The sequence below is a fragment of the Streptomyces sp. NPDC029674 genome (assembly GCF_044903205.1).
Taxonomy (GTDB): domain Bacteria; phylum Actinomycetota; class Actinomycetes; order Streptomycetales; family Streptomycetaceae; genus Streptomyces.
Genome location: NZ_JBJDPY010000003.1, coordinates 384,173 through 410,318, shown reverse-complemented (window position 1 = coordinate 410,318; position 26,146 = coordinate 384,173). Strand labels below are relative to the sequence as shown.

General features: G+C 70.6%; 29 protein-coding genes, 1 tRNA gene and 1 pseudogene. 17 read left to right on the top strand and 14 right to left on the bottom strand.

All coding sequences use genetic code 11. The annotated features are described in order from the left end of the window. Positions 1-33: 33 nt before the first annotated feature. Both ACI2L3_RS09280 and ACI2L3_RS09275 read left to right on the top strand, forming a co-directional pair. Complete coding sequence (locus ACI2L3_RS09280) at positions 34-588, top strand: GNAT family N-acetyltransferase (protein ID WP_404751693.1); 555 nt, start codon at positions 34-36, stop codon at positions 586-588. Between the two features lie 48 nt (positions 589-636). Next, positions 637-1,734, top strand: coding sequence for a questin oxidase family protein (locus ACI2L3_RS09275; RefSeq protein WP_404751692.1), 1,098 nt, complete (start codon positions 637-639; stop codon positions 1,732-1,734). A 146-nt stretch (positions 1,735-1,880) separates the two neighbouring features. Here the strand turns inward: ACI2L3_RS09275 and ACI2L3_RS09270 are convergent, their stop codons facing one another. Next, complete coding sequence (locus ACI2L3_RS09270; RefSeq protein ID WP_404751691.1) at positions 1,881-2,654, bottom strand: dioxygenase; 774 nt, start codon at positions 2,652-2,654, stop codon at positions 1,881-1,883. Positions 2,655-2,777: 123 nt separating this feature from the next. On the opposite strand from ACI2L3_RS09270, the gene ACI2L3_RS09265 reads away from it, so the two are divergent. After that, the gene (locus ACI2L3_RS09265; RefSeq protein WP_404751690.1) at positions 2,778-3,293 is read left to right on the top strand and encodes a MarR family winged helix-turn-helix transcriptional regulator; all 516 of its coding nucleotides are present in this window, start codon (positions 2,778-2,780) and stop codon (positions 3,291-3,293) included. A 16-nt stretch (positions 3,294-3,309) separates the two neighbouring features. Here ACI2L3_RS09265 and ACI2L3_RS09260 read toward each other — a convergent pair whose 3' ends face one another. After that, on the bottom strand, positions 3,310-4,833 hold the full coding sequence (locus ACI2L3_RS09260) for an MFS transporter (protein WP_404751689.1): 1,524 nt from the start codon (positions 4,831-4,833) through the stop codon (positions 3,310-3,312). Between the two features lie 89 nt (positions 4,834-4,922). After that, entirely contained in the window at positions 4,923-5,579 is a 657-nt protein-coding gene (locus tag ACI2L3_RS09255) for a TetR/AcrR family transcriptional regulator (RefSeq protein WP_404751688.1), read from the bottom strand. A 274-nt stretch (positions 5,580-5,853) separates the two neighbouring features. Between ACI2L3_RS09255 and ACI2L3_RS09250 the strand changes: the two genes are divergently transcribed. Next, a complete protein-coding gene (locus tag ACI2L3_RS09250) occupies positions 5,854-7,146 on the top strand; it encodes a M6 family metalloprotease domain-containing protein (protein WP_404751687.1) in 1,293 nt (430 codons plus the stop codon). A gap of 49 nt (positions 7,147-7,195) precedes the next feature. Here ACI2L3_RS09250 and rho read toward each other — a convergent pair whose 3' ends face one another. Continuing rightward, positions 7,196-8,359, bottom strand: coding sequence for a transcription termination factor Rho (gene rho / locus ACI2L3_RS09245; RefSeq protein WP_404751686.1), 1,164 nt, complete (start codon positions 8,357-8,359; stop codon positions 7,196-7,198). Positions 8,360-8,669: 310 nt separating this feature from the next. Here rho and ACI2L3_RS09240 point away from each other — a divergent pair, with 310 nt between their 5' ends. From ACI2L3_RS09240 to ACI2L3_RS09225, 4 genes are all read left to right on the top strand, one after another. Next, entirely contained in the window at positions 8,670-9,524 is an 855-nt protein-coding gene (locus ACI2L3_RS09240) for a 2,3-dihydro-2,3-dihydroxybenzoate dehydrogenase (protein WP_404751685.1), read from the top strand. Positions 9,525-9,706: 182 nt separating this feature from the next. Beyond that, entirely contained in the window at positions 9,707-10,960 is a 1,254-nt protein-coding gene (dhbC, locus tag ACI2L3_RS09235; protein WP_404751684.1) for an isochorismate synthase DhbC, read from the top strand. Continuing rightward, positions 10,957-12,585 (top strand): (2,3-dihydroxybenzoyl)adenylate synthase, encoded by a 1,629-nt coding sequence (locus ACI2L3_RS09230; RefSeq protein WP_404751683.1) that lies wholly within the window; start codon positions 10,957-10,959, stop codon positions 12,583-12,585. Before dhbC ends, ACI2L3_RS09230 begins: the two co-directional genes overlap by 4 nt. Positions 12,586-12,636: 51 nt before the next feature. Beyond that, complete coding sequence (locus tag ACI2L3_RS09225; protein WP_404751682.1) at positions 12,637-13,278, top strand: isochorismatase family protein; 642 nt, start codon at positions 12,637-12,639, stop codon at positions 13,276-13,278. Here the strand turns inward: ACI2L3_RS09225 and ACI2L3_RS09220 are convergent. Beyond that, the gene (locus ACI2L3_RS09220; RefSeq protein WP_404751681.1) at positions 13,256-13,783 is read right to left on the bottom strand and encodes a MarR family winged helix-turn-helix transcriptional regulator; all 528 of its coding nucleotides are present in this window, start codon (positions 13,781-13,783) and stop codon (positions 13,256-13,258) included. The two genes, ACI2L3_RS09225 and ACI2L3_RS09220, sit on opposite strands and share 23 nt — an antisense overlap. 101 nt (positions 13,784-13,884) lie before the next feature. Here ACI2L3_RS09220 and ACI2L3_RS09215 point away from each other — a divergent pair, with 101 nt between their 5' ends. Together ACI2L3_RS09215 and ACI2L3_RS09210 are read left to right on the top strand one after the other, a co-directional pair. Next, a complete protein-coding gene (locus tag ACI2L3_RS09215; protein ID WP_404751680.1) occupies positions 13,885-14,298 on the top strand; it encodes an organic hydroperoxide resistance protein in 414 nt (137 codons plus the stop codon). A 107-nt stretch (positions 14,299-14,405) separates the two neighbouring features. Beyond that, a tRNA-Arg gene (locus ACI2L3_RS09210) sits at positions 14,406-14,478 on the top strand. A gap of 142 nt (positions 14,479-14,620) precedes the next feature. Here ACI2L3_RS09210 and ACI2L3_RS09205 read toward each other — a convergent pair. The 3 genes and pseudogenes from ACI2L3_RS09205 to ACI2L3_RS09195 all read right to left on the bottom strand — a co-directional run. After that, positions 14,621-14,758, bottom strand: a pseudogene (locus ACI2L3_RS09205) (WbqC family protein); the annotation flags it as partial. Positions 14,759-14,786: 28 nt separating this feature from the next. Continuing rightward, complete coding sequence (locus tag ACI2L3_RS09200) at positions 14,787-15,476, bottom strand: YdcF family protein (protein WP_404751679.1); 690 nt, start codon at positions 15,474-15,476, stop codon at positions 14,787-14,789. After that, entirely contained in the window at positions 15,473-16,516 is a 1,044-nt protein-coding gene (locus ACI2L3_RS09195; protein WP_404751678.1) for a helix-turn-helix domain-containing protein, read from the bottom strand. Before ACI2L3_RS09195 ends, ACI2L3_RS09200 begins: the two co-directional genes overlap by 4 nt. Positions 16,517-16,635: 119 nt before the next feature. Between ACI2L3_RS09195 and ACI2L3_RS09190 the strand changes: the two genes are divergently transcribed. The 5 genes from ACI2L3_RS09190 (at position 16,636) to ACI2L3_RS09170 (ending at position 19,410) form a co-directional block, all read left to right on the top strand. Beyond that, positions 16,636-17,052, top strand: a complete 417-nt coding sequence (locus ACI2L3_RS09190) for a hypothetical protein (protein WP_404751677.1) — start codon at positions 16,636-16,638, stop codon at positions 17,050-17,052. A 32-nt stretch (positions 17,053-17,084) separates the two neighbouring features. Beyond that, positions 17,085-17,465, top strand: coding sequence for a hypothetical protein (locus tag ACI2L3_RS09185; RefSeq protein WP_404751676.1), 381 nt, complete (start codon positions 17,085-17,087; stop codon positions 17,463-17,465). Next, positions 17,462-17,698 (top strand): hypothetical protein, encoded by a 237-nt coding sequence (locus ACI2L3_RS09180; protein WP_404751675.1) that lies wholly within the window; start codon positions 17,462-17,464, stop codon positions 17,696-17,698. The genes ACI2L3_RS09185 and ACI2L3_RS09180 overlap by 4 nt, the downstream gene beginning before the upstream one ends. After that, positions 17,686-18,456: a three-Cys-motif partner protein TcmP gene (gene tcmP / locus ACI2L3_RS09175; RefSeq protein ID WP_404751674.1), complete on the top strand. Its 771-nt coding sequence runs from the start codon at positions 17,686-17,688 to the stop codon at positions 18,454-18,456. The genes ACI2L3_RS09180 and tcmP overlap by 13 nt, the downstream gene beginning before the upstream one ends. 387 nt (positions 18,457-18,843) lie before the next feature. Next, positions 18,844-19,410 carry a Uma2 family endonuclease gene (locus tag ACI2L3_RS09170; RefSeq protein WP_404751673.1) on the top strand — a complete coding sequence of 189 codons (567 nt, stop codon included), beginning with the start codon at positions 18,844-18,846 and terminating at the stop codon, positions 19,408-19,410. Between the two features lie 42 nt (positions 19,411-19,452). On the opposite strand, the gene ACI2L3_RS09165 is transcribed toward ACI2L3_RS09170, so the two are convergent. The 4 genes from ACI2L3_RS09165 to ACI2L3_RS09150 form a co-directional block, all read right to left on the bottom strand. Further along, on the bottom strand, positions 19,453-19,995 hold the full coding sequence (locus ACI2L3_RS09165) for a sugar O-acetyltransferase (protein WP_404751672.1): 543 nt from the start codon (positions 19,993-19,995) through the stop codon (positions 19,453-19,455). Beyond that, complete coding sequence (locus tag ACI2L3_RS09160) at positions 19,985-20,947, bottom strand: LysR family transcriptional regulator (RefSeq protein ID WP_404751925.1); 963 nt, start codon at positions 20,945-20,947, stop codon at positions 19,985-19,987. The genes ACI2L3_RS09165 and ACI2L3_RS09160 overlap by 11 nt, the downstream gene beginning before the upstream one ends. A gap of 88 nt (positions 20,948-21,035) precedes the next feature. After that, entirely contained in the window at positions 21,036-21,365 is a 330-nt protein-coding gene (locus ACI2L3_RS09155; protein ID WP_404751671.1) for an ANTAR domain-containing protein, read from the bottom strand. 116 nt (positions 21,366-21,481) lie between these two features. Beyond that, positions 21,482-21,994 carry a two-component system response regulator gene (locus tag ACI2L3_RS09150; protein WP_404751670.1) on the bottom strand — a complete coding sequence of 171 codons (513 nt, stop codon included), beginning with the start codon at positions 21,992-21,994 and terminating at the stop codon, positions 21,482-21,484. Between the two features lie 298 nt (positions 21,995-22,292). On the opposite strand from ACI2L3_RS09150, the gene ACI2L3_RS09145 reads away from it, so the two are divergent. Then, positions 22,293-22,472: a hypothetical protein gene (locus ACI2L3_RS09145; RefSeq protein ID WP_404751669.1), complete on the top strand. Its 180-nt coding sequence runs from the start codon at positions 22,293-22,295 to the stop codon at positions 22,470-22,472. A 107-nt stretch (positions 22,473-22,579) separates the two neighbouring features. Here ACI2L3_RS09145 and ACI2L3_RS09140 read toward each other — a convergent pair whose 3' ends face one another. Beyond that, entirely contained in the window at positions 22,580-23,482 is a 903-nt protein-coding gene (locus ACI2L3_RS09140) for a hypothetical protein (protein WP_404751668.1), read from the bottom strand. A 397-nt stretch (positions 23,483-23,879) separates the two neighbouring features. Here ACI2L3_RS09140 and ACI2L3_RS09135 point away from each other — a divergent pair, with 397 nt between their 5' ends. Next, the gene (locus tag ACI2L3_RS09135) at positions 23,880-25,535 is read left to right on the top strand and encodes a cytochrome P450 (protein ID WP_404751667.1); all 1,656 of its coding nucleotides are present in this window, start codon (positions 23,880-23,882) and stop codon (positions 25,533-25,535) included. A gap of 12 nt (positions 25,536-25,547) precedes the next feature. Here the strand turns inward: ACI2L3_RS09135 and ACI2L3_RS09130 are convergent, their stop codons facing one another. Further along, positions 25,548-25,994, bottom strand: a complete 447-nt coding sequence (locus ACI2L3_RS09130) for a PPOX class F420-dependent oxidoreductase (RefSeq protein WP_404751666.1) — start codon at positions 25,992-25,994, stop codon at positions 25,548-25,550. Between the last annotated feature and the right edge of the window lie 152 nt (positions 25,995-26,146).

Genomic DNA, 26,146 nt, shown 5'->3' with positions numbered 1-26,146 from the left:
GCAGTACCCTGTGGCGCCACGCAGGGAGGCCAGATGTCGACGGAACGTACAGAGGTCCAGGTCAGGCCAGGCGTCGAGGCTGATCTCGAAGCCCTCACGGACCTCTACAACCACTACGTACGTGAGACGGCCGTCACCTTCGACACCGTCGCCTTCCTGCCGGAAGAGCGCCGCCCTTGGCTGCTCTCCCACCCTGAAGACGGCCCGCACCGCCTCTTGGTTGCCCAGGAGCGGGATTCCGGCCCCGCCTCCCACACCCGTCCCGGCCGGGTGCTCGGATACGTGACGAGTAGTCCTCTCCGCCCCAAGCCCGCCTACTCCACTTCCGTGGAAGTCAGCGTGTACTGCGCCCCGGACGCGGCGGGCCGCGGCATCGGCACGCTCCTCTACAAGGCGCTCCTCGAAGCCCTGGAGGGCGAGGACCTGCACCGCGCCTACGCCGGGATCGCCCTGCCGAACGAGGCCTCGATCCGCCTGCACGAGCGCTTCGGGTTCCGGCACGTGGGGACGTACGAGGAAGTGGGCAGGAAGTTCGGGCGGTACTGGGACGTCGCCTGGTACGAGCTGCCGCTCGGTCCCCGGACCTAGGCCCCGCGCCCGTTACGCACCGGCGGGCCTGCGCCCTACCGTCCCCGCATGGACGACACCGAAGGCACCTCCGACGCCACGAGCACCTCCGCCACGAAGGGCGCCCCCGACACGAAGGGAGCCCCCGACACCACGGGCATCCTCGACGAAGCCCTGCAGCGGCTGCACGCCTCGGGTCCCGAGCGGCTCGGGCGGCTCACCAACCACGCTCCGATGGCCGTCGAGGCGCTCGCCGCGCGCGGGCAGGCCCGGGCCGTCCACCGGTGGCTCGATCTTTACGCTCCCAAATTGGAGGAGTTTCCCGCCCCGGTCGAGCCGGTCACCGACGGGAACTGGCGCGCCGCCCTGGGCGACCCGCGCCGCGCCGCCGACTGGATCGCGTACTTCGGCCGGGAGACCGAGGCCCGGCCCTGGCGCGACGTGCTCGCCGAGTGGTGGCCGCGGCTGCTGCCCGGTCTGTACGGCGGTGCGGCGCATCCGGCGATCCGGGTGGGCCACGCCGTGCGCACCCTGGAGGAGGGCGAGGAGGGCGTCGCGGCCGGGCCCCGGCTGGCCGAGCTCGCGCACGGGCTCGGCTACTGGGCCGCCCGCCACCACCCCCTCGCCGGTGTCGCCGTGTTGCCGGGCGCCGACAGCGCGGCGCGGGCGCTGGACGCGGTGCCGCCCATCGCGAACCGGAAGGACGGCGGCTTCCCGACGCGGCTCGGCCGGGTCGAGGGGCTGCCGGCGTGGGCGGCCGCGGTGACCGACCCGGACGAAGCGCGGCGCCGGCTGACGGAGCTGGTGCGCGCGGCCACCCACCGGTACGCCACCCACGGCCACGGCGAGGCGACGATGCTGGTGCACGCGGCGACCGCGCCCAACGCGGTGCTGCGCGCCCTGCCCGCGCTCCCCCGCGACCTGTGGGCGCCGAGCCTGCGGGCGGCGTGGGCGGCGTCGGCGGCGATCACCGCCATGTACGCGCCGGACGAGGCGGTGGCGTACGTGGCGCCGGGCGCGTTCGCCGCGGAGGAGGTCTTTGAGCGGGCGCTTGCGCACGGCGACGAGCACGTGATCAAGCTGACGGACACAGCGCTGGACGTCGGTGACGGTCAGGCTTTGGCGGCGGCCCTGCGGGCCGTGGAGCTCAGCGTGCCGCTGGCGTAGGGGGGTGCTTTTTCGGCTGCGGGCGCGTTGTGGCTGGTCGCGCAGTTCCCCGCGCCCCTAAAAGCCCCCCGGCGCCTCTGTCAAGCCCCTCCGGCGCCTCAGCCCGAGAAGCCCCCCGGCCTCTCAGCCCGAAAAGCCCTCCGCCCTCACCCGAACTGCACCGACCTCTTCGCGAGCCCCATCCAGAAGCCGTCGATCACGCTCCGCTGTCCGCCGAGGTCGCCCGACGCCTCGGCCGCGCCGAGCGTGACGAAGAGCGGGGCGAAGTGCTCGGTGCGTGGGTGGGCGAGGTGGCCGGCGGGGGACTTGTGTCCGAAGTCGAGCAGGGCGTCCACGTCGCCCGCCTCCAGGGCCTCGTGCCCCCACGCGTCGAACTCGGCCGACCAGCCGGGCACGCCGCCGTGCCGCAGCGCCGCCAGATTGTGGGTGAAGAAGCCGCTGCCGACGATCAGCACGCCCTCGTCGCGCAGCGGCGCCAGCCTGCGGCCGATGTCCATGAGGCGGCGCGGATCGAGGGTCGGCAGGGAGATCTGGAGTACGGGGACGTCCGCGTCCGGGTACATCTCGACGAGCGGGACGTACGCGCCGTGGTCGAGCCCGCGGTCCGGCACGTCCTGCACGGGCATACCGGGCGCGTGCAGCAACTTGCGTACGGAGGCGGCGAGTCCGGGGGCGCCCGGCGCGGCGTACGTCACCCGGTAGTAGTGCTCGGGGAAGCCCCAGAAGTCGTACACGAGGGGCAGCGTCTCGGTGGCGGAGAGCGCGAGCGGTGCCTCCTCCCAGTGGGCTGAGACCATGAGGATCGCCGTGGGGCGCGGCAGCTCCGCGGACCAGGCGGCCAGCTCGCCGGGCCAGACGGGGTCGTCGGCGAGCGGCGGGGCGCCATGGCTGAGGTACAGGGCGGGCATGCGGTTCGTCATCGCGCACCTCCGGGCGGGCTGAGTACTCGGAAGAGCATGTACTTGAAAGCTCAAGCTTACTCCGGCATAACCGTACGTCCCATTTGTTCAAACTTCAAGAAAGCGCCTCGTACAGTGGAGTACATGGATATGGCAGCGACCCCTCCCCCGGCCGGCGAGCCGCACTGGCTGGACGGCGACGAGCAGCGCGTCTGGCGGGTCTATCTCCAGGCGACGACTCTTCTCGACGACTTCCTCGACCGGCAGCTCCAGCGCGACGCGGGCATGCCGCACATGTATTACGGCCTGCTGGTACAGCTCTCCGACGCCCCCCGGCGGCGGCTGCGGATGACCGAGCTGGCCAAGACCATGAAGATCACCCGGTCCCGCCTCTCGCACGCGGTCGCCCGCCTGGAGAAGAGCGGCTGGGTGCGCCGCGAGGACTGCCCCTCCGACAAGCGCGGGCAGCTGGCGATCCTCACCGACGAGGGCTTCGAGGTGCTGCGCAGGACCGCCCCCGGCCATGTCACCGCCGTCCGCCAGGCCCTCTTCGACCGGCTCACCCCGGAACAGCAGAAGTCCCTCGGCGAGATCATGACGATCGTCGCCGAGGGACTTCAGCCGAAGGAGGCCGGTGCGGACCTCCCCTGGCTCCGCTAGGTGCTCACTGAGGGGGTCAGTGGGCCATCACCGGGACCTTCATCTCGTCCTCGGCGCCGTCCGCCGAGCCGCCGGCGGCCGAAGTGCCGCCCTGGTGGCCGGTGTTGATGAACGTCGCCGCGATCAGCGCGGAGACGACCAGGATGCCGACCGCCCACCAGATGGCGCTGGTGTAGCCCTCGACCATGGCCTGCGCCTGGACGAGCTTCGGGTTGGCGGCGCCGGCCGCGTGGTCCGCGATGTACGCGGAGGTCGCGGAGGCGGCGATGGTGTTCAGGAGCGCCGTGCCGATGGCGCCGCCGACCTGCTGCGAGGTGTTGACCATCGCGGAGGCCACACCGGCGTCACGGGCCTCGACGCCGTGCGTGGCGAGCGACATGGCGGGCATGAACGCCGTACCCATGCCGAGGCCGAGCATCAGCTGCGCCGGCATGATCAGCCCGGTGTACGAGGAGCCGACCTCCAGCTGCGTCAGGAGCAGCATGCCGACGGCGGCGAGCAGGAAGCCCGGACCCATCAGCAGCCGCGGCGGGACGCGCGTCATCAGGCGGGCGCCGATCTGCGTGGAGCCCACGATCATGCCCGCGATCATCGGCAGGAAGGCGAAGCCGGTCTTGACCGGCGAGTAGCCCTCGACGATCTGCAGGTAGTACGTGAGGAACAGGAACAGGCCGAACATCGCGATGACGGCGAGGCCGAGCGAGAGGTAGACGCCACCGCGGTTGCGCTCGGTCAGGACGCGCAGCGGGAGCAGCGGCGACTTGACCTTGGCCTCGGTGAGGACGAACGCGGCGAGCAGCACGACCGACGCCACGAACATGGTGACCGTCACGGAGTCCGACCAGCCCTCGGACTCGGCGCGCGTGAAGCCGTAGACGAGCGCGACCAGGCCCAGGGTGGAGAGGACCACGCCGGGGATGTCGAGCGGCGAGCGGTTGCGGCCGCCGGCCGGCTCACGGATGACGAAGTAAGCGCCCAGCGCGGCGATCACCGCGAACGGGATGTTGACGAAGAAGGTCCAGCGCCAGTTCAGGTACTCGGTGAGGAAGCCGCCGAGGATGAGGCCGACGGCGCCGCCGCCACCGGCGATCGCACCGTAGATGCCGAAGGCCTTGGCGCGCTCCTTGGCGTCGGTGAACATCACCGCGAGCAGCGAGAGGGCGGCGGGCGCGAGCAGCGCGCCGAACACACCCTGGAGGGCGCGGGCGCCCAGCATCATGGCCTCGCCCGTCGCGGCGCCGCCGAGCGCGGAGGCCGCGGCGAAACCGATGAGGCCGGTCACGAAGGTGCGCTTACGGCCCCACAGGTCGGAGATGCGGCCACCGAAGAGGAGCAGGCCACCGAAGGCGAGCGCGTAGGCCGTGATGACCCACTGGCGGTTGCCGTCGGATATGCCGAGGTCCTCCTGGGCGGAGGGCAGCGCGATGTTCACGATCGTCGCGTCGAGCACGACCATGAGCTGCGCGAGAGCGATGAAGACCAGCGCTTTCCAGCGGTTGGCGTCGGGCCCGGCATCGGGCTTGAGGGCTGTTTGGGACATCGGTAGCCACCTAGCGGTACGGAGTGGTGAAAACAGTGATGAAGACAGTGGTGAAGACAGGGGTGGAGACAGCGGTGATACGGCGGCGGTCAGTTCTGACGGAGGTCCTCCAGAGTCGCCGCCACCCCCGGGAGCTCTGACCGGGCGGGCGTCATCAGGCCGTCCAGGAACAGCTGCAGATGACGGTGGATGAAGCTGTCCATGCTCACGCAGGCCGTGCCCGGCAGCGGGCGGGTGAGCTGGGAGAGGGCGACCATCAGGTCACCGACGGCGATGTCGGTGCGCAGCTCCCCCGCCGCGCGGGCCCGCTCCATGAGGCCTTCGATGGCCTGCTCCATCCGGAGCCGGGAGTCGAGCAGATCGGGGTGGAAGGGGTCGAAGTCGGGAGAGAGGATCGGGCACATGGCGCCGATCCGCTCGTCGACCGCGGCGTGCACGAAGGTGCGCAGCGCCCCGAAGGCGGTGCTCTCACCGGTGTCCGTCGCGGCGATGCCCTGCTCGGCGAGGTCGGCGACGCGGTGCGTCACCGTGCTGACGACCTCGCGCACCAGATCCGCGCGCTCGGCGAAGTTGCGGTAGACCGTGGCGTTGCCGACGCCGGCCCGGCGCGCGACCTCGTCGAGGGGTACGTCGGCTCCGTACTCCACGAACATCTCGCGTGCGGCGGCGACGATCCGCTCCCGGTTGCGCAGGGCGTCGGCCCGCGGGCGGGTGACGCGGCGCTTCGGGGCGGTGGCGGTGTCCACGGCTGCTCCCTTGTTGGTCGGAGGGTCTTCGTAGTCCGACGTTCCCGATGCGGGGAGTAAGTCCCCGCTTCGTGCGGACACCCATCTAAACGGGGAGACAGTCCCCGGATATTTCCGCCTCGCCGGAACTATTCCTGTGACCTGAATCACACCTTTTTCGCCGGGAAACCCTCGATCGGTCGCACCCGACGAGCGCCCGCGCACCCCCCGGCACAGGCTGACCGGACAGGGTGCAGCCAGGACCGGCGGCTGCCGCGGAGTGGAGGGCCCACGCATGCAGCAGCCGACCTGGCGCCGGATACGCCCTGCCCGCCCCGTCCGCCGCGGCGTCGCCCTCGCCTCCGTCACCGCGCTCGCCCTCGCGGTCACCACGTCGGCGAGCACCGGACGCCTGATGGCGGACCCGCCGAGCGCGCCCGGCCCGGTCTCCGTGGCCCGGAGCGCCGCCCTCGGCCCATGCATGATCAGCGGCACACTGGGCGTGCAGATGTCGGAGGGCGTGCCCACACCGCCCGGCTACTCCCGCTCCACCGGCACCGTCCGGGCCCTGAACCTCATGGTCGACTTCTCCGACGCGCCGGGCCAGGGCAGTGCGATGGACCGCCTCGCGGAGTTCTTCCCGCAGACCTCCCAGTGGTTCCGCACCAGTTCGTACGGGCGCCTCGACTACCGCCCGGAATCCCCCGTACCGGCCTGGCTGCGGATGCCGAAGACGTTCAAGGAGTACGGGATAGAGCGCGGCGCCCCCTTCGACCCCGGCTACCGCAGGCTCGTCGAGGACATCGTGGCGGCCGCCGACCCGGACGTGGACTTCCGGACGTACGACCTCGTGAACATCCTGATCACCCCGAACGCGGGCCCCTCCGCCCTCGACACCGTCCTGTCGGTGACCTTCGCCGGCAACCACGAGGCGCCGGTCGCGGACGGCGTCCCTGTCTCCAACGCGTCCTTCGTCTACAGCCGCCAGGACGACGGCTCGGGCAGCTACCACGAGACGGGCTACCGCGTCCTGCCGCACGAGAACGGCCACGTCTTCGGCCTGCCCGACCTGTACACGCAGGACGGCGGCGGCGCGGTCGGCCACTGGGACATCATGAGCGAGGACTGGGGGGCCAACAACGACCTGCTGGCCTGGCACAAGTGGAAGCTGGGCTGGCTCGACGACGACCAGATCGGCTGCGCCGCGGAATCCGGCACGACCGAGCACGTGCTCTCCCCGCTGGCCCGCTCCGGCGGCACGAAGCTGGCGTTCGCCCCGCTGGGCGAGAAGACGGGGTACGCGGTCGAGGCCCGCACCCGCGCCGGCAACGACGAGGCGGTCTGCAAGCCGGGTGTCCTCGTCTACCGCGTGGACGCGGAAGTCGACACCGGCCAGGGTCCGGTCACGGTCTCCGACGCGGCACCCGACAGCGGCGGCTGCACCCGGCGCCCCAACGTCCACGCGGAGCTGTCCGACGCGACCTACGGCATCGGCGAGACCTTCACCGACCGGAAGACGGGGGTGCGGGTGACGGTGGCGGGGGTGACGGGGGACGGTGACTATCGCGTGCGGGTGACGCGGCCGTAGCGTCCGTAGCGCCATCGCGACGGCACGTCGTTCCTGTGCCCCCGGCACGTCACTCCCGCACCCCAGGCACGGTCTGCCGCACCTGCCGCAGGAAGGCGGCGTTGTCCGGGGTCTTCTTGATGCGGTCGAGCAGCACCTCCAGAGCACCTTGCTGGTCCCTGCCGTGCAGCGCGCGCCGCACGCCGCGTACGGCCGCCAACTCCTCGCCGGACAGCAGCAGTTCCTCGCGGCGCGTGCCGGACGGGGTGACGTCGACGGCCGGGAAGACGCGGCGTTCGGCGATGCCGCGGTCGAGCCGCAGCTCCATGTTGCCGGTGCCCTTCAGCTCCTCGAAGTAGTAGTCGTCGGCGCGCGATCCGGTCTCCACGAGCGCGGTCGCGAGCATCGTCAGGGAGCCGCCCTCCTCGGCGAGCCGCGCCGCCCCGAAGAGCCGCTTCGGCCCCTGCACGGAGGCGGCGTCGACACCGCCGCTGAGGGTGCGGCCGCTGCCGGTGGCCGCGTTGTTGTACGCCCGGCACAGCCGCGTCAGCGAGTCGAAGAGCATGACGACGTCCCGTCCGTCCTCGACCATGCGCTTGGCGCGCTCGACGGCGAGTTCGGCGAGGGCGATGTGCTCCTTGGCGGGGCGGTCGAAGGTCGAGGCGAGCACCTCGCCGCGGACCGAACGCCGCATGTCGGTGACTTCCTCGGGCCGTTCGTCGACGAGTACGACCATGAGGTGGCACTCGGGATGGTTCCGGGCGACCGCGGCGGCGATCTGCTGGAGCAGCACGGTCTTGCCGGTCCGCGGCGGCGCGACGATCAGCCCGCGCTGCCCCTTCCCGACGGGTGCGACGAGGTCGACGAGCCGCCCGGCGAGGGGCCCGCCCTCGGTCTCCAGGCGGAGCCGTTCCCGGGGGTGCAGCGGTGTGAGATCGCCGAACCGCGGCCGGCCGCGCAGAGCGGTGACGGTGCGCCCGTTGACCCGCTCGGCACCGGCGAGCACGCGGGGCCGGCCGCAGACGCCCTCGACGAAGTCGCCCGCGCGCAGCCCGAGTTGGCGTACGACGGCGGCGGGCACCTGCACGTCGCCGGGCGACGGCAGCAACGAGGGCCCGCGGAGGAACCCGCGCCCGTCGCGTCCGATGTCGAGAACGCCCGTACAGGCGGCGGCAGTTGAGACGCGGCCGGCGTCCCGGGCAATGGTTGAGGTTTCGATGGCTGTGACAGTCACAGTGAGGTTCCTTTCGCGGACGAGCGCGGGAGAGGGCCCGGCGGGGCGGCGATGACCACACCCCGTACGTCGGGCGGAAAAGAGAACTGCCGCCGGGGCGAGCAGTGCGGAGAAGGCCGAACGGCCTGACAGAACCCGGAGAACCGGGGAGAAGGGAATGTCAGCACGGGCGCCCACGAGAGGGGGGCGTACACACGTACTGCTTTGCAAGGTAACACACGAGCGGCCGGGCGGCCCAGGGCGGCGACCAGCAGGTGATCGCATACGTTAGGTTAGGCTTACCTAACACCTTGGGGAGGTCACTCACGCCATGCCAGCCGCCACACCACCCGCCACGCCCGCTGTCACGCCAGAGGGCATACCGAACGAGTCGTACGCCGCAGGTGAGTTCGCCGGGCGCACGGCTCTGGTGACCGGTGCGGGCCAGGGCATCGGCGCCGCGGTGGCCACCGCGCTCGCCGCCCGTGGCGCGCACGTCGTCGCCACGGACCGCGACGCGCACGGCGTCGACGAGGTGGCCGCCGCGTCCCGCGGAGCCACCGGCACGGTCGTGCCCCGCGTCATGGACGTCACGGACGCCGACGCGGTCGGCTCCGTCATCGCGGGCATCGTCCGGGACCACGGCGGCCTCGACCTCCTCGTGAACGTCGCGGGCATCCTGCGCACCTCCGCCGTCACCGAACTGACCGACGCCGACTGGGCGGACACCTTCGCCGTCAACACGACCGGCGTCTTCCACACCTCCCGCGCCGCCGCCTCGCACATGACCGCGCGCGGCTCCGGCTGCATCGTCACCGTCGGCTCCAACGCCGCCGGCATCCCGAGGACCGGCATGGCCGCGTACGCCGCGTCCAAGGCGGCCGCCGCGGCGTTCACCAAGTGCCTCGGCCTGGAGGTCGCGCGCAGCGGCGTCCGCTGCAACGTCGTGGCCCCCGGCACCACGGACACGGCCATGCAGCGCTCCCTCTGGCCCGACGGCACGGCGGCGCAGGCCCCGGCCGGGGTGCTCGACGGCGACCTGGAGACGTACCGCACCGGTATCCCCCTCGGCCGCATCGCCACCCCCGAGGACATCGCGGACGCGGTCGTCTTCCTCGCCTCGGACCGCGCGCGCCACATCACCTTGCAGGAGCTGTACGTGGACGGCGGCGCGACGCTGCGGTGACGGGCGGGGCGCGGGGGTGTCGCGTACGCGCCCGTGCACACCCCGCCGCACCACGGCACCACGCCCTCACTCCGCTTCAGCCACATCAGCTCAGCCACATCAGCTACATCAGCCCGCAGCGCATCGCACCGCACCTCACTCCACCTCACCGCTCTCCACCCCGTAAGAGAATTGGAGCCACTGTGTCGACGGCACCCGAGGTCGCCACGCAAGCCACGCCCGCCCCGCCCACTCCGCCCGACCCGTGCGCCACCGCACAGGTCACGACGGCCGAGCGTGCCAACCCGGTGGTGGGCGCCGCCACTTCGCTCCTGGCCGCCTACACCCCGGCCGGACGGTTCCTGGCGACCCCGACCCGCACCCTGCTCGCCACCGGCGTCCACGCGGAAGTCCCGCACGACGAGAGACCGTTGCCGCACCGCGTCACCGCCACGCTCGACGAGGCGCGCCGCGCCGGGATCGCCGGGCCGTACGTCGTCGGCGCGGTCCCCTTCGACCACACCGCGCCCGCCGCGCTCGCGGTCCCCGAAACCCTGCGCACCGCGCCCCCGCTGGCCGCGGACCCGCTGATCGCGCTGCCCACCGAGACCGCGGACGCCACCGGCTGGCGGATACGCCCGGTGCCAAGCCCCGAGGAGTACGGCGCGGGCGTGGCCGCCGCCGTGGACCGCATGTGGCGCGGCGACTTCAGCAAGGTCGTCCTCGCCCGCACCCTCGAACTGACCGCGCCCGCCCCGCTGGACCTCCCCGCGATGCTCCAGCGCCTGGCCCGCCGCGACCCCTCCGGCTACACCTTCGCGCTGCCGACGGCCCCCGGCCGCACCCTCATCGGCGCGAGCCCGGAGCTCCTCGTCTCGCGCCACGGCGACCAGATCGTCGCGAACCCCCTCGCGGGCTCGACGCCCCGCAGCGACGACCTCGCCGAGGACGTGCGCCGCGCGGCCGCGCTCCTGGAATCGGCGAAGGACCTGCACGAACACTCCGTCGTGGTGGACGGCGTGCACCAGGCGCTCGCCTCCTTCTGCACGGACCTGACCGTCCCGCCCCGCCCCACCCTCGTCCGCACGGCGACCATGTGGCACCTGTCCACGACGGTGACCGGCACCCTCACCTCGCCCGACACGTCCGCCCTCGAACTGGCCTGCGCCCTGCACCCCACCCCCGCGGTCTGCGGCACGCCGACGGCGACCGCGCGCGACGTGATTCGCGAGACGGAACCGTTCGACCGCGGCTTCTTCACCGGCGTGGTCGGCTGGGGCGACGCGAACGGCGACGGCGAGTGGGTCGTCACCATCCGCTGCGCGGAGGCCGAGGAACGCAGCCTGCGGCTGTACGCGGGGGCGGGCGTGGTCGCCGCGTCGGACCCCGCGGCGGAGACGGCGGAGACGGGCGCGAAGTTCCGTACGTTCCTGAACGCGGTGGGGGCGGAGCTGTGAGCGCCGACCCGAACTGCCCCACCTGGCCGCAGGAGTTCGCGGACCGCTACCGCGCCGCGGGCTGGTGGCGCGGCGAGACCTTCGGCGGGATGCTGCGCGACCGCGCCACCGCGCACCCGGACCGCGTGGCGATCGTGGACCCCGGCCGTCAGCCGTCGCGCCGCTGGACGTACGGCGAACTGGACCGCCGCGCCGACCGCCTGGCCGCGGGCCTGCTCGCCCGGGGCATCGCCAAGGGCGACAAGGTGGTCGTCCAGCTCCCCAACATCGCCGAGTTCTTCGAAACGATTTTCGCGCTGTTCCGCATCGGCGCCCTCCCGGTCTTCGCGCTGCCCGCGCACCGCGAGACGGAGGTCCGCTACTTCTGCGAGTTCACCGAGGCGGTCGCGTACGTCATCCCGCAGGAGCTCGGCGGCTTCGACTACCGCGGCCTGGCGGCGAAACTCGTCGACGACATCCCGACGCTGCGGCACGTGTTCGTGGCGCAGGGCGACCCGGGCCCGTTCGAAGCACTGTCGGACGTACCCGAGGACCCGACCGGCCCTGTCCCTTCTCCACCCGCCCCGTCCGACCTGGCGTTCCTCCAACTCTCCGGCGGCAGCACAGGCGTCCCCAAGCTGATCCCGCGCACGCACGACGACTACATCTACTCGCTGCGCGGCTCGAACGAGATCTGCGCGGTGGACGAGGACAGCGTCTACCTGGTGGCGCTCCCCGCGGCCCACAACTTCCCGCTCTCCTCCCCCGGTTCGCTCGGCGCGCTCCACGCGGGCGCCCGCGTCGTACTCTGCCCGCAGCCCAGCCCCGAGACGGCCTTCCCTCTCATCGAGTCCGAGGGCGTCACCATCACGGGCCTGGTCCCGCCGCTCGCCCTGCTCTGGACGGAGGCGGCGCCGACCACGGCGTACGACTTGAGCAGCCTGGACGTACTCCTGGTCGGCGGCGCGAAGTTCAGCGAGGAGGCGGCGCGCCGGGTGAAGCCGGCCCTGAACTGCACGTTGCAGCAGGTCTTCGGCATGGCGGAGGGCCTGGTCAACTACACGCGCCTGGACGACGACCCGGGGACGATCGTCACCACGCAGGGCCGCCCGATCTCGCCGGACGACGAGATCCGGGTGGTCGACGACGAGGACAACGACCTGCCGACAGGCGAGACGGGCCACCTCCTCACCCGCGGCCCGTACACGATCCGCGGCTACTGGAAGGCTCCCGAGCACAACGCCCGTTCCTTCACGCCCGACGGCTTCTACCGCACGGGCGACGTCGTACGCCTCACCGAGACCGGCCACCTCGTCGTCGAGGGCCGCGCCAAGGACCAGATCAACCGGGGCGGCGAGAAGATCGCGGCCGAGGAGGTCGAGAACCACATCCTCGCCCACCCGTCCGTGCACGACGCGAACGTGGTCGCGGAGCCGGACGCGTACCTGGGCGAGCGGACGTGCGCGTACGTCATCCTGCGCGCGGGCGCCGAGCCGCTGCGGCCGGCGGCCATCAGGAAGTTCGTACGGGAGCGGGGCCTTGCGGCGTACAAGGTGCCGGACCGGGTGGAGTTCGTGGAGGCGTTCCCGCAGACGGGAGTAGGCAAGGTCTCCAAGAAAGCACTACGGGCAGCTTCGCTGAAGTAGAAGCCCCCTCCCCATCCTCCATCTCCCTTCTGAACGGAACTGCTGACCACCATGGCCCTCCCCGCCATCACCCCCTATCCGATGCCGTCGGCGGACGAGCTGCCGACGAACCGCGTCGACTGGAAGGTCGACCCGTCCCGCGCCGTCCTCCTCGTGCACGACCTGCAGAACTACTTCCTCTCGGCGTACGACCGCACGGCCTCCCCCGTACCGGAACTCCTCTCCAACGTGGCCGAGTTGAAGAAGACCGCGAACCGAGTCGACATCCCGGTCATCCACACCGCGCAGCCCGGCGGCCAGAGCCCAGCCGAACGCGGCCTCCAGCAGGACTTCTGGGGCCCCGGCCTGCCCGACGACGCACACGCGGCGGCGATCGCCCCCGAGATCGGCCCGGCCCCCGCCGACACGGTCCTCACCAAGTGGAAGTACAGCGGTTTCGTCCGCACGGACCTCCTGGAACGCCTCCGCGAACAGGGCCGCGACCAGCTGGTCATCACCGGCGTCTACGCCCACATCGGCGTCCTGATGACAGCGTGCGACGCGTGGATGCAGGACATCCAGGCGTTCGTGGTGGCCGACGCGGTCGCGGACTTCTCGGCGGACGACCACGCGATGGCGCTGCGCTGGGCGGCGGGGAAGTGCGCGGTGGTGACGACGACGGAAAAGGTGTTCAGCGAGCCGAACGGATCGTGACGTCCCCGTCGAGGGAGGCGGTGAGCCGATCGAGCCGGTCCCGAAGATCCCGCACCTCGCCGAGCGAGAGCCCGGTGGACTCGGCGATGGCGCGGGGCACGCCGAGGGCGCGCTCCCGCAGCGCGCGCCCCTCCTCGGTGAGCCGCACGGCGACGGACCGCTCGTCCTCGACACTGCGCCGCCGCTCCACGTGCCCGGCGGCCTCCAGCCGCTTGAGCAGCGGCGAAAGGGTGCCGGAGTCGAGCCGCAGCCGCTCGCCGATCTTCTTGACGGCCAGCTCGTCGTGCTCCCAGAGGACGAGCATCACGAGGTACTGGGGGTAGGTGAGCCCCAGATCCTTCAGGGCGGTCCGATAGACACCGTTGAAGGCGCGGGCGGCGGCGTGCAGCGAGAAGCAGATCTGGTGATCGAGCCGGAGAAAGTCCTCGTCCCGCACGCCGTCCAGACCCGTGTTCGTGCGTGTGCCTGTGTCTGTGCCCGTGCCGTCAACAGCTGCGCTCTCCATACCTCCAGCCTACAACAGCCCCCAATTAAGTTGCGCACAACTAAATAGCGTGCAATGCTCGTCGCCATACCAGGCAGAACAACGACGAGGACGGGACACTCATGGACGCGCTGTACACGGCAGTAGCCACCGCCAACGGCCGCGAAGGCCGCGCCGTCAGCTCCGACGGCCAGATCGACCTGCCGCTCGGCTTCCCCAAGGCGCTCGGAGGCAACGACAAGGGCACGAACCCGGAGCAGCTCTTCGCCGCGGGCTACGCGGCCTGCTTCGCGAGCGCGATGGGCAGCATCGCGCGCCAGGAGAAGATCGACGTCTCGGACGTCTCGGTGACCGCCGAGGTAAGCATCGGCAAGGACACGGACGGCGGCTTCGGCCTCTCCGTGGTCATGCGCGCCGAACTCCCGGACCACCTCCAGGGCCCCGCCGGCGAGGACCTCCTGAAGAAGACCCACGCGTACTGCCCCTACTCGAAGGCGACCCGGGGCAACATCCCGGTGGAACTGGTCATCGAGTAACCCGCGACGCCCCACCACTCGAGCACCCCTGCCCAACCCCCCACCATCGAATTGACCACCCGCTACACTGACGGCGGTGCCGCAGTACACGCGACTGCCACCACCCCGCCTTCGTAGCTCAGGGGATAGAGCACCGCTCTCCTAAAGCGGGTGTCGCAGGTTCGAATCCTGCCGGGGGCACAGAAAAACGCCAGGTCAGAGGCCCTTCCGCCCATTGGACGGGAGGGCCTTCGCACTCGGTGCGACTCGTCGAGCGTGTCCAGTTCCTCGGACACAGCAGCCCAGTAGGGGCTGCGGCCGTAGTACTGGCGGACGAGAAGCTGGACGCGAGACGGGCGCGGTGCTGGTAGTCGCGCCGGGCGAACTGCACGTCGTCCAGGACGATCCGCAGGTCGGCGGAGAACAGCTTCGCCAGCGTGGACAGCCGGGGAAACGGGTTCGATTGGTGGATCGCGCACAGCCCGTTCGACGCACCGGCGCTGGGCCGCTCAGTTGCTGATGAGGCGGCTGTCGAAGCCGGCGCCCAGGAGGCGCCCGTAAGCGTCATACACATCCCCCGGTACGTCCTGCTCGACGGCGAAGCCGAGCTTCGGGTACTCGATCACCCGTTGCAGGTCACCGACGAGCATGTCGACGACGAGCTTCTCGTCGCCGATGGACTTGATGTAGTCGTCCAACTCCAGTGGCTCGGAGGCACACACGACCTCAGCCTCGGGCCACAGCTTGCGGCAGGTCGCATACGAGCGGCGCTCCATGTACGGCTTGGAGATCAGCAGCAGCGACTGCACTTCCACCCCGGCCTCGGCCAGCAGCTCGCGGGAGAAGGTGATGTTCTGGCCGGTGTTTGCGGCCATCGCCTCCACGATGATCGCCTCGTCCGGCACCCCCAGGCTCAGCGCGTGCTCGCGGTAGTGGACGGCCTCGCCGCGCGGGAAGCGAGCGCGGGTGGTGGGGCTGTTGCCGCCGCTGAAGACCACGACTGGGAAAAGGCCAGCGCGATAAAGGTCGACCGCAGTAGTCGCGACCCCGAGGTCGTGGCTGCCCAGGCCGATGGCCGCCGAGCAGGGCCGCAGCTCGTGGCCCATCTGGTGGTAATTCCAGATCAGCGTTGCGTCGTGGAACTGCTCGTCGGTGATCTGGCGCTGCTGGTGCTCCGGCACTGGCACTCCCTGGCTCATCCTTGCTGGCCCTTTCGGATGCCCTCAATACTGCGCAGCTGGTGGCTCAGCCCGTACTGCCGTGCCACCTGTGCCGCCTGATCGAGGACGGACAGCCCATCATTCCGGGTCGCCGCATCCGACAGAAGGATGTGCCCGTACGCGGTGTCCAGCCTCACCCGCTGCATCGGGGAGTCGACCGTGCCGGTGGTGCGCGCGATGTCGATGTAGTGCAGTGCCTGCTTCAGGTCGCCGGCACCGCGACAGGCGAGGGCCAGCTTCTGGTGGGCGACCGACCAGTCCTCCGGCTCGCCCAGGTCCTCGAAGGCACGAGTGGCGGCCGTCATCGCGTTGGTGGCGTACTCGTTGTCGCCCTCCTTGCTCAGCGCCGTACCCACCCACAACCGCGCCCTGGCACGGTCACGCGGGCTCAGGCGCTGGTCGCCGGCGAGGAGTTCGTAGTGGCGAGCGGAGGATTCCAACTCGCCCGACATCTCCTGAACGACGGCCAGGGACAGCTCGATCTGAGCCACCCGGCGTGGGATGTCGAGCTCGGTGAACATGCCGCGTGCGGTCAGGTAGGAGTGGCGGGCAGAGAGTGGGCCGAGGATCGCTCCCTGATCGCGCTGGAGATCGCCCAGGAGCACGAGGGAACGGCCGTACAAATAGAGACCCTTGTCGTCTAGTTGCTGGGATGCACGGCTGCCCAACCAGCGGTTCAACAGGCTTGAGGCGAACGGGAAGTCCTGACGGCTGATGCAGACAACAGCGCGCTCGATGTCTTCGGTCCAGGTCTCGTAGTCCGCCGGCCGCGCGCTCTTCCGCTCAGGGAACAGCATTGCCTCGAAGCGGGCTTGGGCGGCGGAATCCGCCCGTGCGAGTGCGGTGTCGAGGATGGCCTGGGTGTCCGGACGGGGCTGTGTCTCCGCGCCGAGGCTCTCCCACTTCGCAACCGTGCGCAGCGCGACACCAAGGTGCTCGGCGAAAGCGCGCGTGCTCATACGCAACGCGGCGCGAAGGGCGCTCGCCTCCCGACCTGTCCATTGCTGCACGCTGACCACGGATGACCTCCTTCCGTCACGTATGGAAGCACTGTCGGTGATGACGTGAGGTGGGAAGTGCAACGGAAGTACAACAGCAGGTCATTTCGCGGCCGTTCACGACGGCCGACGCTATGGGCATGGACGACGACCCCATCACCGAACGCCGCCCCGTCGCCTTCCCCCAGGTCTTCGGCTACCTACGCCACGTCACCGGCGGGCTGCCCCGCCACGCGGCGCTCGTCGACTGCCTTACCGAGTACTGCGAACGGCACGAACTGACGCTGTGCGGTGTCTTCACCGAGCGCGACTCCACGGTGATCATCCGGTCCCCGGCCTTCGTCGGTCTGCTCGACGCGCTCGAACTCCCCGATGCCTACGGTGCCGTGGTTCCGGCTCTCAGCCACCTCGGCCCGAAGGGCCTCGGCGCCGAGCGCAAGCAGCAGATAACAAAAGCAGGCGCTCGTCTGATCGTGGTCCGCCACGTCAAGCCGACCGTGGAATCCACTTCCTCGCTCGGCGTGCGCCACAGCTTCTGGCCGCAGGGGGATGCGTGATGTCCGTGCGCGATGCGTTGCGAAGAGCTCCCATGGTGAACGACGTGCCGGGGCTGCGGCTCCTGAAGGTCGGCGACGGCTGGGACGTCGTGCGCACCTCCGCCGAGATCGGCCTCCTAGCCCTGGCCTACCTGCGCTGCATCGGTACTTCCGTCGGCCCCGTGCTCTACGACAGGCCCAACGGGCGTCTCTACTACGCCGTCCCGACCGGCACCGCAACCAACTGGGACGATCTGCCGGTACGGCACCTCTCCACCAACTCCTGGCTCGTCGCACCCGGCCTGGAGCTGCTCGACGACTGGTTCGGCGGGTGGTGCGAGCTGCCTGACGACGACACCCTCACCGACACGGAGGCCCTCCGCGCTGCTCTCCAGCACCCCTATGTCGCCAAAGCTCTGGAGGCGGCTCGATGACCAGCCGCACGATCATGCGCCACCAGGAGTGGACCCTCCAGCCAGACCGGGAACCCGACGCAGAGCCCACCACGTACGCGATGCAGTGCGCGGTCTGTGGCGAGACCTCGCCTCCCGGCACCGACTTCGCCGACCCGCAGAGCTGGGTGTTTACGCACGGTGGTCGCAATCCCTCGCACCATACGTACCGAGAGATCGTCACCCGCCCGTGGAGGGCCTGGTGGAAGCCGTAAACGGCCGTCTCGCCGCCCAGGTCACGCAGGCTGCCCGCTACGCCGGACCACTGCTGATCGTGCTCGTTGGCGGACCCGACATCCCCTACTCGCTGCTGCACGAGCTGGGACGCTACCCCAGTACCGAAGTGATGGTGACCTTCGAGCCCAGCTTCCTCACTCGGTTCGCCGAGAACCACGATGGCCACCGTCAGCTCGGCGACGAAGCCCTCGGCAGCCGGGAGTGGCAAGCCGTCTTGCAGCAGCCTTCCTCGCACAAGTTTGCGTTCCTACGCGAGCAATACCGCGACACGCTGCGCCAGGCCGGCTTCACGCACACGCTGTACTTCGAGATGGTCGACGGGGGCGGCAGGAAGCTCTACTTGATCTTCGGCACCCAGCACCAACGAGGACTGGAGAAGATGAAGGACGCAATGTGGAAGGTGGACCCTTCCTACGGCGTCCGCTACCGCGACCCCAGGGACACTCAACAGCAGATGCTGAATCTCGAATTCGAACCGGATACGGCTCCGCTGCGTCGGATCCTGCGCGGCTTCATCTCCGAAGCCCCCGACGGGCTCACCATCCCCGAGCTCAAGCAATACGCCCCCTTGGAGACCGTCTACCGGCCCGCCCAAGTGATCAGTACCGTCCGCCAACTACGTGAGGCCGGCGTCGTGACGACAGAACCTCGTGCCATCAACGTCAAGACACGAGTGACCCTGGCGGCGGCGCCTGCCACCACCAACCCGTCGGCCGAGCAGGGCGCCCTTTGGTGAGAGCCCGAGGGCACCTCCAGGGCACATGAGCCCGGGAAACGGCGTAGACCAGTGAGAACTACCGAGAGACGTTTCCCCTGGTCAGCGCACACATCGCCAAGAAAACCCAGGTCAGCGCACTCCCACCCTCAATCGCTGGACGAGTGACAGGACGTCTGGTATCTGCCGTGCAGAGTGGGCTGGGTGTCGCAGGTTCGAATCCTGCCGGGGGCACAACACTTCAAGCTGCCGACCTGGGGTTTCTTCTCCAGAGGGGCGCTCCATCCGGCCTCGGACTCCTCGTCCGGGGCCGTTTGCATGGCGTACGCGCGACGGACGGCAGTCAGTACGCTGAATCCAGCGGGATGGTGGGATCGGGCCCGCGGCTCAGTGTCCGGGAGGTGCTTCGTGACGGCCGAGATGGTGGCCCCGGCGTGGATGCATGAGCAGATCACGGCGGAGGAGTACGAGTCCTGGTCAGAGGAGCAGTGCGCCGGCATCGAGATCGTGGACGGCATGGTCGTCGTGGGTCCGAGTGCCTCAAAGCGGCACAACCGGCTGGCCCGGATTCTGGCGAATGCCCTGGATGCCGCCGCGGGTTCGGAGTGGAACGCCGACACTGACTTCGATGTCCGGCTGCAGGACGTCCCGCTCACCAATCGCCGCCCGGACGTCGTCGTGTATCGCGCGGACACGATCGACGTCACCCCCACCCGACCTGAACACGTGCTGCTGGTCGCGGAGGTGGTGTCGCCGGGCTCGGAGACCACCGACCGGATCGTGAAGGCCGACCAGTACGCCAAGGCGGGCATCGGCTTCTACTGGCGGATCGAGCAGGCAGCGACAGGCGTTCCTCTCGTGTACATCTACGTCCTCGACCCCGCGACCAGGACCTACCGGGACGGAGACGTGTTCACCGGCGTCCTCAAGGTGGCGGCCCCGTTCCCCGTGGAGATCGACCTCGGTCAGATCTGACCCACGCGCTGCTCAGCAGCACCCCCCTTCACTGTCGCCCCGTCACCACCTCCTCCGCACCACCCCCCTCTCCCCCGTCACCAACGCCGCCGCCGGTACGTCCTCCGTGACCACCGTGCCCGCGGCGATCACCGCGTCGCGGCCGATGGTGACGCCGGGGAGGATCGTCGCGCCGGCGCCGATCCAGGCGTTTTCGGCGATGTGGATGGGGCCGCCGGTGAGCCAGCCGCGGCGTTCTGCGGGGTCGACCGGGTGGCTGACGGTGATGAAGGTGGCTTTGGGGCCGATCATGACGCGTTCGGCGAGGTGGATGCCGGCGTAGTCGAGGAACGTGCAGTTCTGGTTGATGAAGACGCGTTCCGCGAGGTGCAGGTTGAGGCCGTGGTCCGTGTAGAAGGGCGGGTAGATCGTCGTTCTCGGGGGGAGCGGTCTGCCGAGGAGGCGGGTGAAGAGGGCCGCCTTGCCGGGCTCGTCGTCGAAAGGGAGGACGTTCAGGCGGGAGGTGAGTTCGGTGGCTCGCAGGACCCTCTCCGCCATGGCCTGGAATTCGGGGCTGTGGATGCGCATGAGGCGGTCATTGGGCATGCCGCGGTCGTTCCTTCTCGTGGGGGCGCGCCCACGTCGGGCGCCAGGTCGGTTCGGGATGTCCCGGCAGCGTTTCGAGGTGGGTGATGAGTCCTCGGAGCCCTGGGTGCGGGTTCGTTGCGGGGAGGAGGAGAGAGAGGGGGTACGCCAGGGTCGGGTTCGTGATGGGGATGCGGCGGAGGTCGTGGGTCGGCGGCCAGGTGTAGCGGTCGCGGGCGCCGACCAGCGTGGCGACGTCCGCGGAGGCCTCGAGTTCGTCCAGGAGTACGTCGTCTCCGAAGTGCGGGCCCGCCGCGTCGATGCGCAGGTCGAACTCGGTGGCGAGCTGGTCGTAGAAGTCGGACCATTCGCTGCCGGGCGCGATACCCGGCACCCATATCCGGTGTCCGCGCAGCTGCGGGGGCGTCAGGGTGCGGGCGGCGGCGAGCGGGTGGGCCGGGCCCACGAGGAGTTCCAGCGGGGAGTCGAACGCGTGGATCATCCGTACGCCGGGCGGCAGGCCGGCCGGGTCGGTGACCGTACGGAACGAGGCGTCGATGTCGCCCGCCGCGATGGCGGCCACCGCCGCGCGAGGGTCGCTGGTGCGCAGGGTCAGCACGTCGAGGTCGGTCTCGGGGTGCGTCCGCCAGTAGTCGTGCAGGACGACGGACTGGGCGCTCCGCAGGCCGAGGACATCGATCCGGAGGGAGCGTGAGCCCGGTCCGACCGAGGCGATGGCGCGCTCGACGGCCGTGATGACGCCTCGCGCGTGAGGGAGGAACGTCCGGCCGTCCGGCGTCGGTTCGACTCCTCGGGCGGTACGGGTGAACAGGCGCACGCCGCCCAGCTCGCGTTCGAGGGTGGCGATCCGTTTGGAGACGGCCTGCTGCGTCACGCCGAGCTCGTCGGCCGCGTGCTGCAGCCGTCCGAGCTCGGCGGCCCGTACGAAGGTTCTCAGTGCCTCGGTGTCCACGCGGTTCACGTGGACACAGTAGGTGCGTACAACCGAGCGTTGTGGCTCGGCGAGTGCCGGTTGTCCGCCCTCCGTCAGACGTCAGACGTCAGACGGCGGGGTCGGCCGCCGGCGGAGCCGTGCTCCGTCGGGCCAGGCACGTGTCGAGCACGGTGCGGATGTCCGCCGGCAGGTGTCCCGTCCGGCCCCAGGTGACGACGAGGTCGGCGACGTGGCGCAGCTTCACGTTCGTCTGCTGGGAGACCTCGCGCAGGACGTCCCACGCCTCGTCCGGCGTCAGCCGGCCCAGGGCGACGACTATGCCGATCGCCTGGTCGACCGTGGCGTGCGACTCCACGGCATGCCTGAGCTGCTCGACCCCTTCTTTGAGCCGGGCGACCGTGTCAGCCGGGCGCTCCGCCTCTTCTGGCGTATTCACTTGCGTCTCTCCGGTACGGGGTCTGGGTTCCGGTAGAAAACAACCCCCAATCTCGCTACCTCCCGGCACGGCCGTCAAGGCGCCATGGCGGGACAGTCAGAGCAGGGGAGTGGTGCTCACTTTTCCCGGTGCGAGCCCCGGGACCGTCGGCGTTCCGAGTGGCCGTCACCCGGGGGGTCGGTCGTGGTGGTTCCCGCCTTCAGCTGGGTCCGGAGTTCGTCTATCTCGCGCTGCATGGATTTCAGCTGGCCGTACGTCTCGAAGAGGTAGCGGACCTTGGTGCGCAGGGTCAGGGGGTCGATGGGTTTGAGGGCCACGTCCGCCACGCCCAGGTGGAACGCCGCGGCGGCCGTCTCGCGGCTGACGTCGAAGCCGGTCAGCAGGATGATGGGGATGGACCGCGTCTGTTCCAGACGGCGTACGTAGCGCGCGACGTCGAGGCCGCTCACACCCGGCATGCGCACGTCGAGCAGGATGAGTCCGACGTTGCCGCGCAGGATCACCCGGAGCGCGTCGTCGCCGTTGGAGACGCTCACCAGCGGATAGCCGAGCGGCCCCAGTGCGCTCTCCAACGCGAACAGGGTGTCCTTGTGGTCGTCGACGACCAGGATCACGGAGTTGGTCAGCATGGACTGAGGCCCCCCTCTGTCAGTAACCACGCTATGCCGACGCCGAGTTGTGTATCCCGTGTGTCTGCACACGGGCAATACCTAAGTTCATAGCCGCAGTATCAGCAGCAACGGAGAAAAAAGCGCCCCCTTCTGTCACACAGGTGCGGAGCGCTGTGCGGAGCGCTGTGCGGAGCTCCGTGCGGGAGCTTCCGGAGCGGCGGCCGTTCGGATGATTTAAGGCTCGGAACGATTGCTTCCCGCCGGAAAGCGGGGAAGCCCGTAATGTCCCCCTTCACACCTCTAAGAGAGGCCACACATGCGTATCCGCACTGCCTTCGCTGCCACTGCTCTCGCCGCCTGCACCATCCTGGGCGGCGCGGGAGCCGCCGTCGCCAACGACGACGACGGCCACTACGGCATCGGCAACGGCGAAGACGTCATCACCACCCACGTCGAGAGCTCCGAGATCGAGCAGGGCGACATGGTGATGGACTAGGGCTTGCCCCTCGTCCATCACCACGTCAGCTCGGTGACAGACGGCTGAGGTGACGTGACCCAAGGCCCCCTCCGGCGTGCAGGCCGGGAGGGGGCCTTGTCGCGTCGTCACGCCCCTGTGCGGACGCGTACGCCGTAGCGGGTCCGCATCCGGTGGAGCTCCCACAGCGCCACCGCCGTCACGGTCACCGGGCCGCCCAGGACCGCGCACCACTGCGCGGCGGGCGGACCGTGCGGCATTCCGCCCTCCAGCGCGAGGCTGCAGAGCGTCAGCTCCCATACGAGTACGACGGTGAGCGCGGCCGGCAGCGCGGCGTGCACGTTCGACGTGTTGAAGGCGTAGCGGGCGGCGTACGCGGAGGCGAAGAGCAGGAACGGGAGCAGCCAGACGAGGCCGATGAGCAGGGCCAGGGCCAGCAGGCCGTCCGGGAGTGTGCCGTAGTCCTGCCGCAACAGCACGGTGCTGCCCGCCAGTACGACGCCGACGCCGGCCAGGATTCCGACGTACCAGGCCACCGCCTTGAGCGGCGTCCGCAGCCGGGAACGGAGCAGGGGGCGCCGCGCGGCCGGCGCGTAACGGATGAAGCCGAGGACGACCAGCGGGCCCGTGAGGATGAGCAGCAGCGGGGCCAGGATCAGCTTCGTCACGCCGTCGTTGGCCACGCCGCTCCAGCCGTCGTCCGCCCCGTACGTGTAGATCAGCAGGAAGCTCGCGGCCGCGCCGAGGGCCGCGCGCCACAGCTGGACCCGCGACACGAGCCGGTCGTCGACGCGGCCCGCGCCCGGCTGGTTGAAGATCGCCTCGGCGCGACGGCGGGCGGAGCGGACCACCGGGATCAGCGGTGAGACGAAGAAGAGGCCACAGCCCAGGCTCCGCCGCCGGGCCCGCTGCGGAGGGTGGGGGTAGGGGGTCGCCGGTGGAGGTGGGCCGTACGGGTATGGGTTCGGGGCGTCGGGGCCCTGTGGCTGTCCGTTCGGCGGGCCCCAGCCCTGGTATCCCCCGTGCGTCACCGTTCCCCCTCGCTTGAGCATGACTTGCGGTGGCCTTCCGCGGCCGTCCGCGGAGCCTCCGAGCGCGGGAAGTTTAGAGCCTGTGTCATAACCCCGGCCGGATCAGTGGGCGTCGTCTGGTGCGTGCGATCGCAAGGCGCCGGGGCGTCCTCGATGGGGGTCCCCCCGGGCCGTTCAGGCCTGGGGGAGGAGCTACTAGGGCGTTTCGGCAACCCGGCATGGGGGTCCCCCCTGGCCATTCAGGCCTTGGGGGAGTGCGTGCCAGGCGGCGGCCACCCGGCCGGGGTTATGACACAGGCTCTTACTGGCCGAAAACGTGCGGGCTTCGTGCGTGGCCCGTTCGTTGGCCTGAGGGCATCCGTTGGGCTGAGGGCATCAGCGTCGAGGAGGTACTGCCATGCGCGTTCCTGGGCCGGAGTTGTGCGATGACGGTGGGGTCGGGGCCATCGCGGCCGCCGGAGGGCTTCACCTCTACCAGTTGCGGCTGCACGCCGAGTACGGGCCCGTGGTGCGGTTTCAGCTGCCGGGGGTGGGGGTGGCCGTGTCCGTCGCCGATCCGGTGCTGCTGGAGGCCACCGCCCGGATCGACGAACGGCCCGCCCCGCTGTTCGAGTTCCTGGCGCCCCTGTGCGAGGCCGGGAACCTACAGGTCCTCGGCGCCGAGGAGCACGGGCCCTGGCGGCGCCTGCTGTTGGAGGTGTTCGCCGGCCGGCCTTCGCACGAACGGCACTTCGGGGAGTTCGTGGCGCTGGTGGAGGCCCTCGCGGAGCGGTGGGGGGCGGATGCGGGGGCGGCGCCGGGTGGTGGGGTGGCCGTCGCGCTGCAGAAGGATCTGACCGCGCTGTCGCTGCGGATGATTTGTGCGTATGCGTTGGGGGTGGGGGTGGGGGGTGGTGGTCGGGGCAGCGGGGACAGTGGGGCTGGCGGGGCCGGTGGAGAGATCGTTGAGCCCGACAAGGTCGTAGAGGCGTTCGAGGACGTGCTCACCGAGTACCTCGGGCGCGTCTACCGCGTCGCCGGGTCCGAGGAGGAGCGGGAGGAGGAGAGCGCGGGGCAGGCGCGGGCCGAGCGGGCGCTGACGTATCTGCGGGACACCGTCGATCGCGTCGTCGCCGCGCACCGGGCCAGTGGCCGGCACGGCCCGGACGACCGTACCGACCGGAGTGACCGGGCCGACCGGAGCGACCGGAGCGACCGGAACGACCAGGCCGACCGGACCAACCAGGCCGACCAGGCCGACCAGGCCGACCAGGCCGACCGAGCCGACCGAGCCGACCGAGCCGACCAGGCCGACCGGAACGCCCAGGCCAACCAAGCCGACCGGAACGCCCGGGCCGACCGGGCCGACCGGGCCGACCAGGCCGACCGGAACGCCCAGCCCGACCGAGTCGACCGGAGCGACCTCATAGGCGCCCTCCTCCACGCCGGTACCCACCCCGCCCGTATCCGCGACACCGTCATGGTGACCATGCTCGCCGCGCACCACACCACCGGCGTCGCCGTCTCCTGGACGCTCTACCTGCTGGGGCGGCACCCCGAGATCGCCGAGCGCGTCGCCGAGGAGCTGGACCGTGTCCTCGGCGACCGGACGGCGCCCGGCTACGCCGATCTGCGGCGGCTCACGTATCTCGACATGGTGCTGAAGGAGTCGATGCGGCTGTATCCGCCGGGGCCGTACGGGGCGCGGGAGACGACGGAGGCGCTGCGTCTCGGCGCGTACGAGATTCCGGCCGGCACCACCCTCTTCTACCCCTTCTGGGCCGTGCACATGAACCCCGACCACTGGCCGGAGCCCGAGAGGTTCCGGCCGGAGCGGTTCACCCCGGAGGCGGTGGCGGAGCGGGCGCGGCTGGCCTACATCCCGTTCGGGATCGGGCCGCGCGGCTGTGAGGGCGCCGGGCTCGCCATGGTCGAGGCCGAGCTCGTCCTCGCCGTCCTCCTCAAGCGGTTCCGGTTCCGGCTCGCGCCGGGGCACGAGGTGACGCCCGTCGAACGGTTCGTGCTGTGGGCCGCCGACGACATCCGCATGGTCGTGACCCCGCGCGACCGCTGACGGCACGGGCCCTCAGCCGAGCCGCGCCCCGTACACGTGGTCGACCGTCATCGTCATGAGCACCCGGCGGTCGGCCACCATCACCCTCCGGTACTCGTCCCAGTCCGGGTGCTCCCCTGCCGCGACCCGGTAGTAGCGCACCAGCGCCTCCACCTCGGGCCCTTCGGGGTCGGTGCCCGGGCCCGTGAGGGTCGCCGTGCCCTCGGCGGTGGCCCAGGAACGGCCGTCGGGACTGGTCACCTCCAGCGTGGCCCGCGGGTCCCGGCGCAGGTTCACCGTCTTGGCCCGGCCCTCGGTCATCGATACGTGGAGGACGCCCGCCTCCCGGTCGTAGAAGGGCATCACGGGCGAGAGCTGCGGGCGGCCGTCCGCCTTGATCGTGGCGAGTACGCCGAGCCGGGACTCGGCGAGCAGCGCGCGCGGCTCGAAGTCGGGGGCGGGGGCGGGGGTCTCGGACATGGGGGGCCTCTCAGGGGGAGCGTGGTGACGCTGACAGGACGACGTACGCGTACGAGGCGCCGCAGCACCGCACGGCGGCGCCGCGGCGTCATCCTCAGCAATTCATCGCCGCCCGAGCTAATTCCCGCCTCCGGCATACGCGCACCACATCC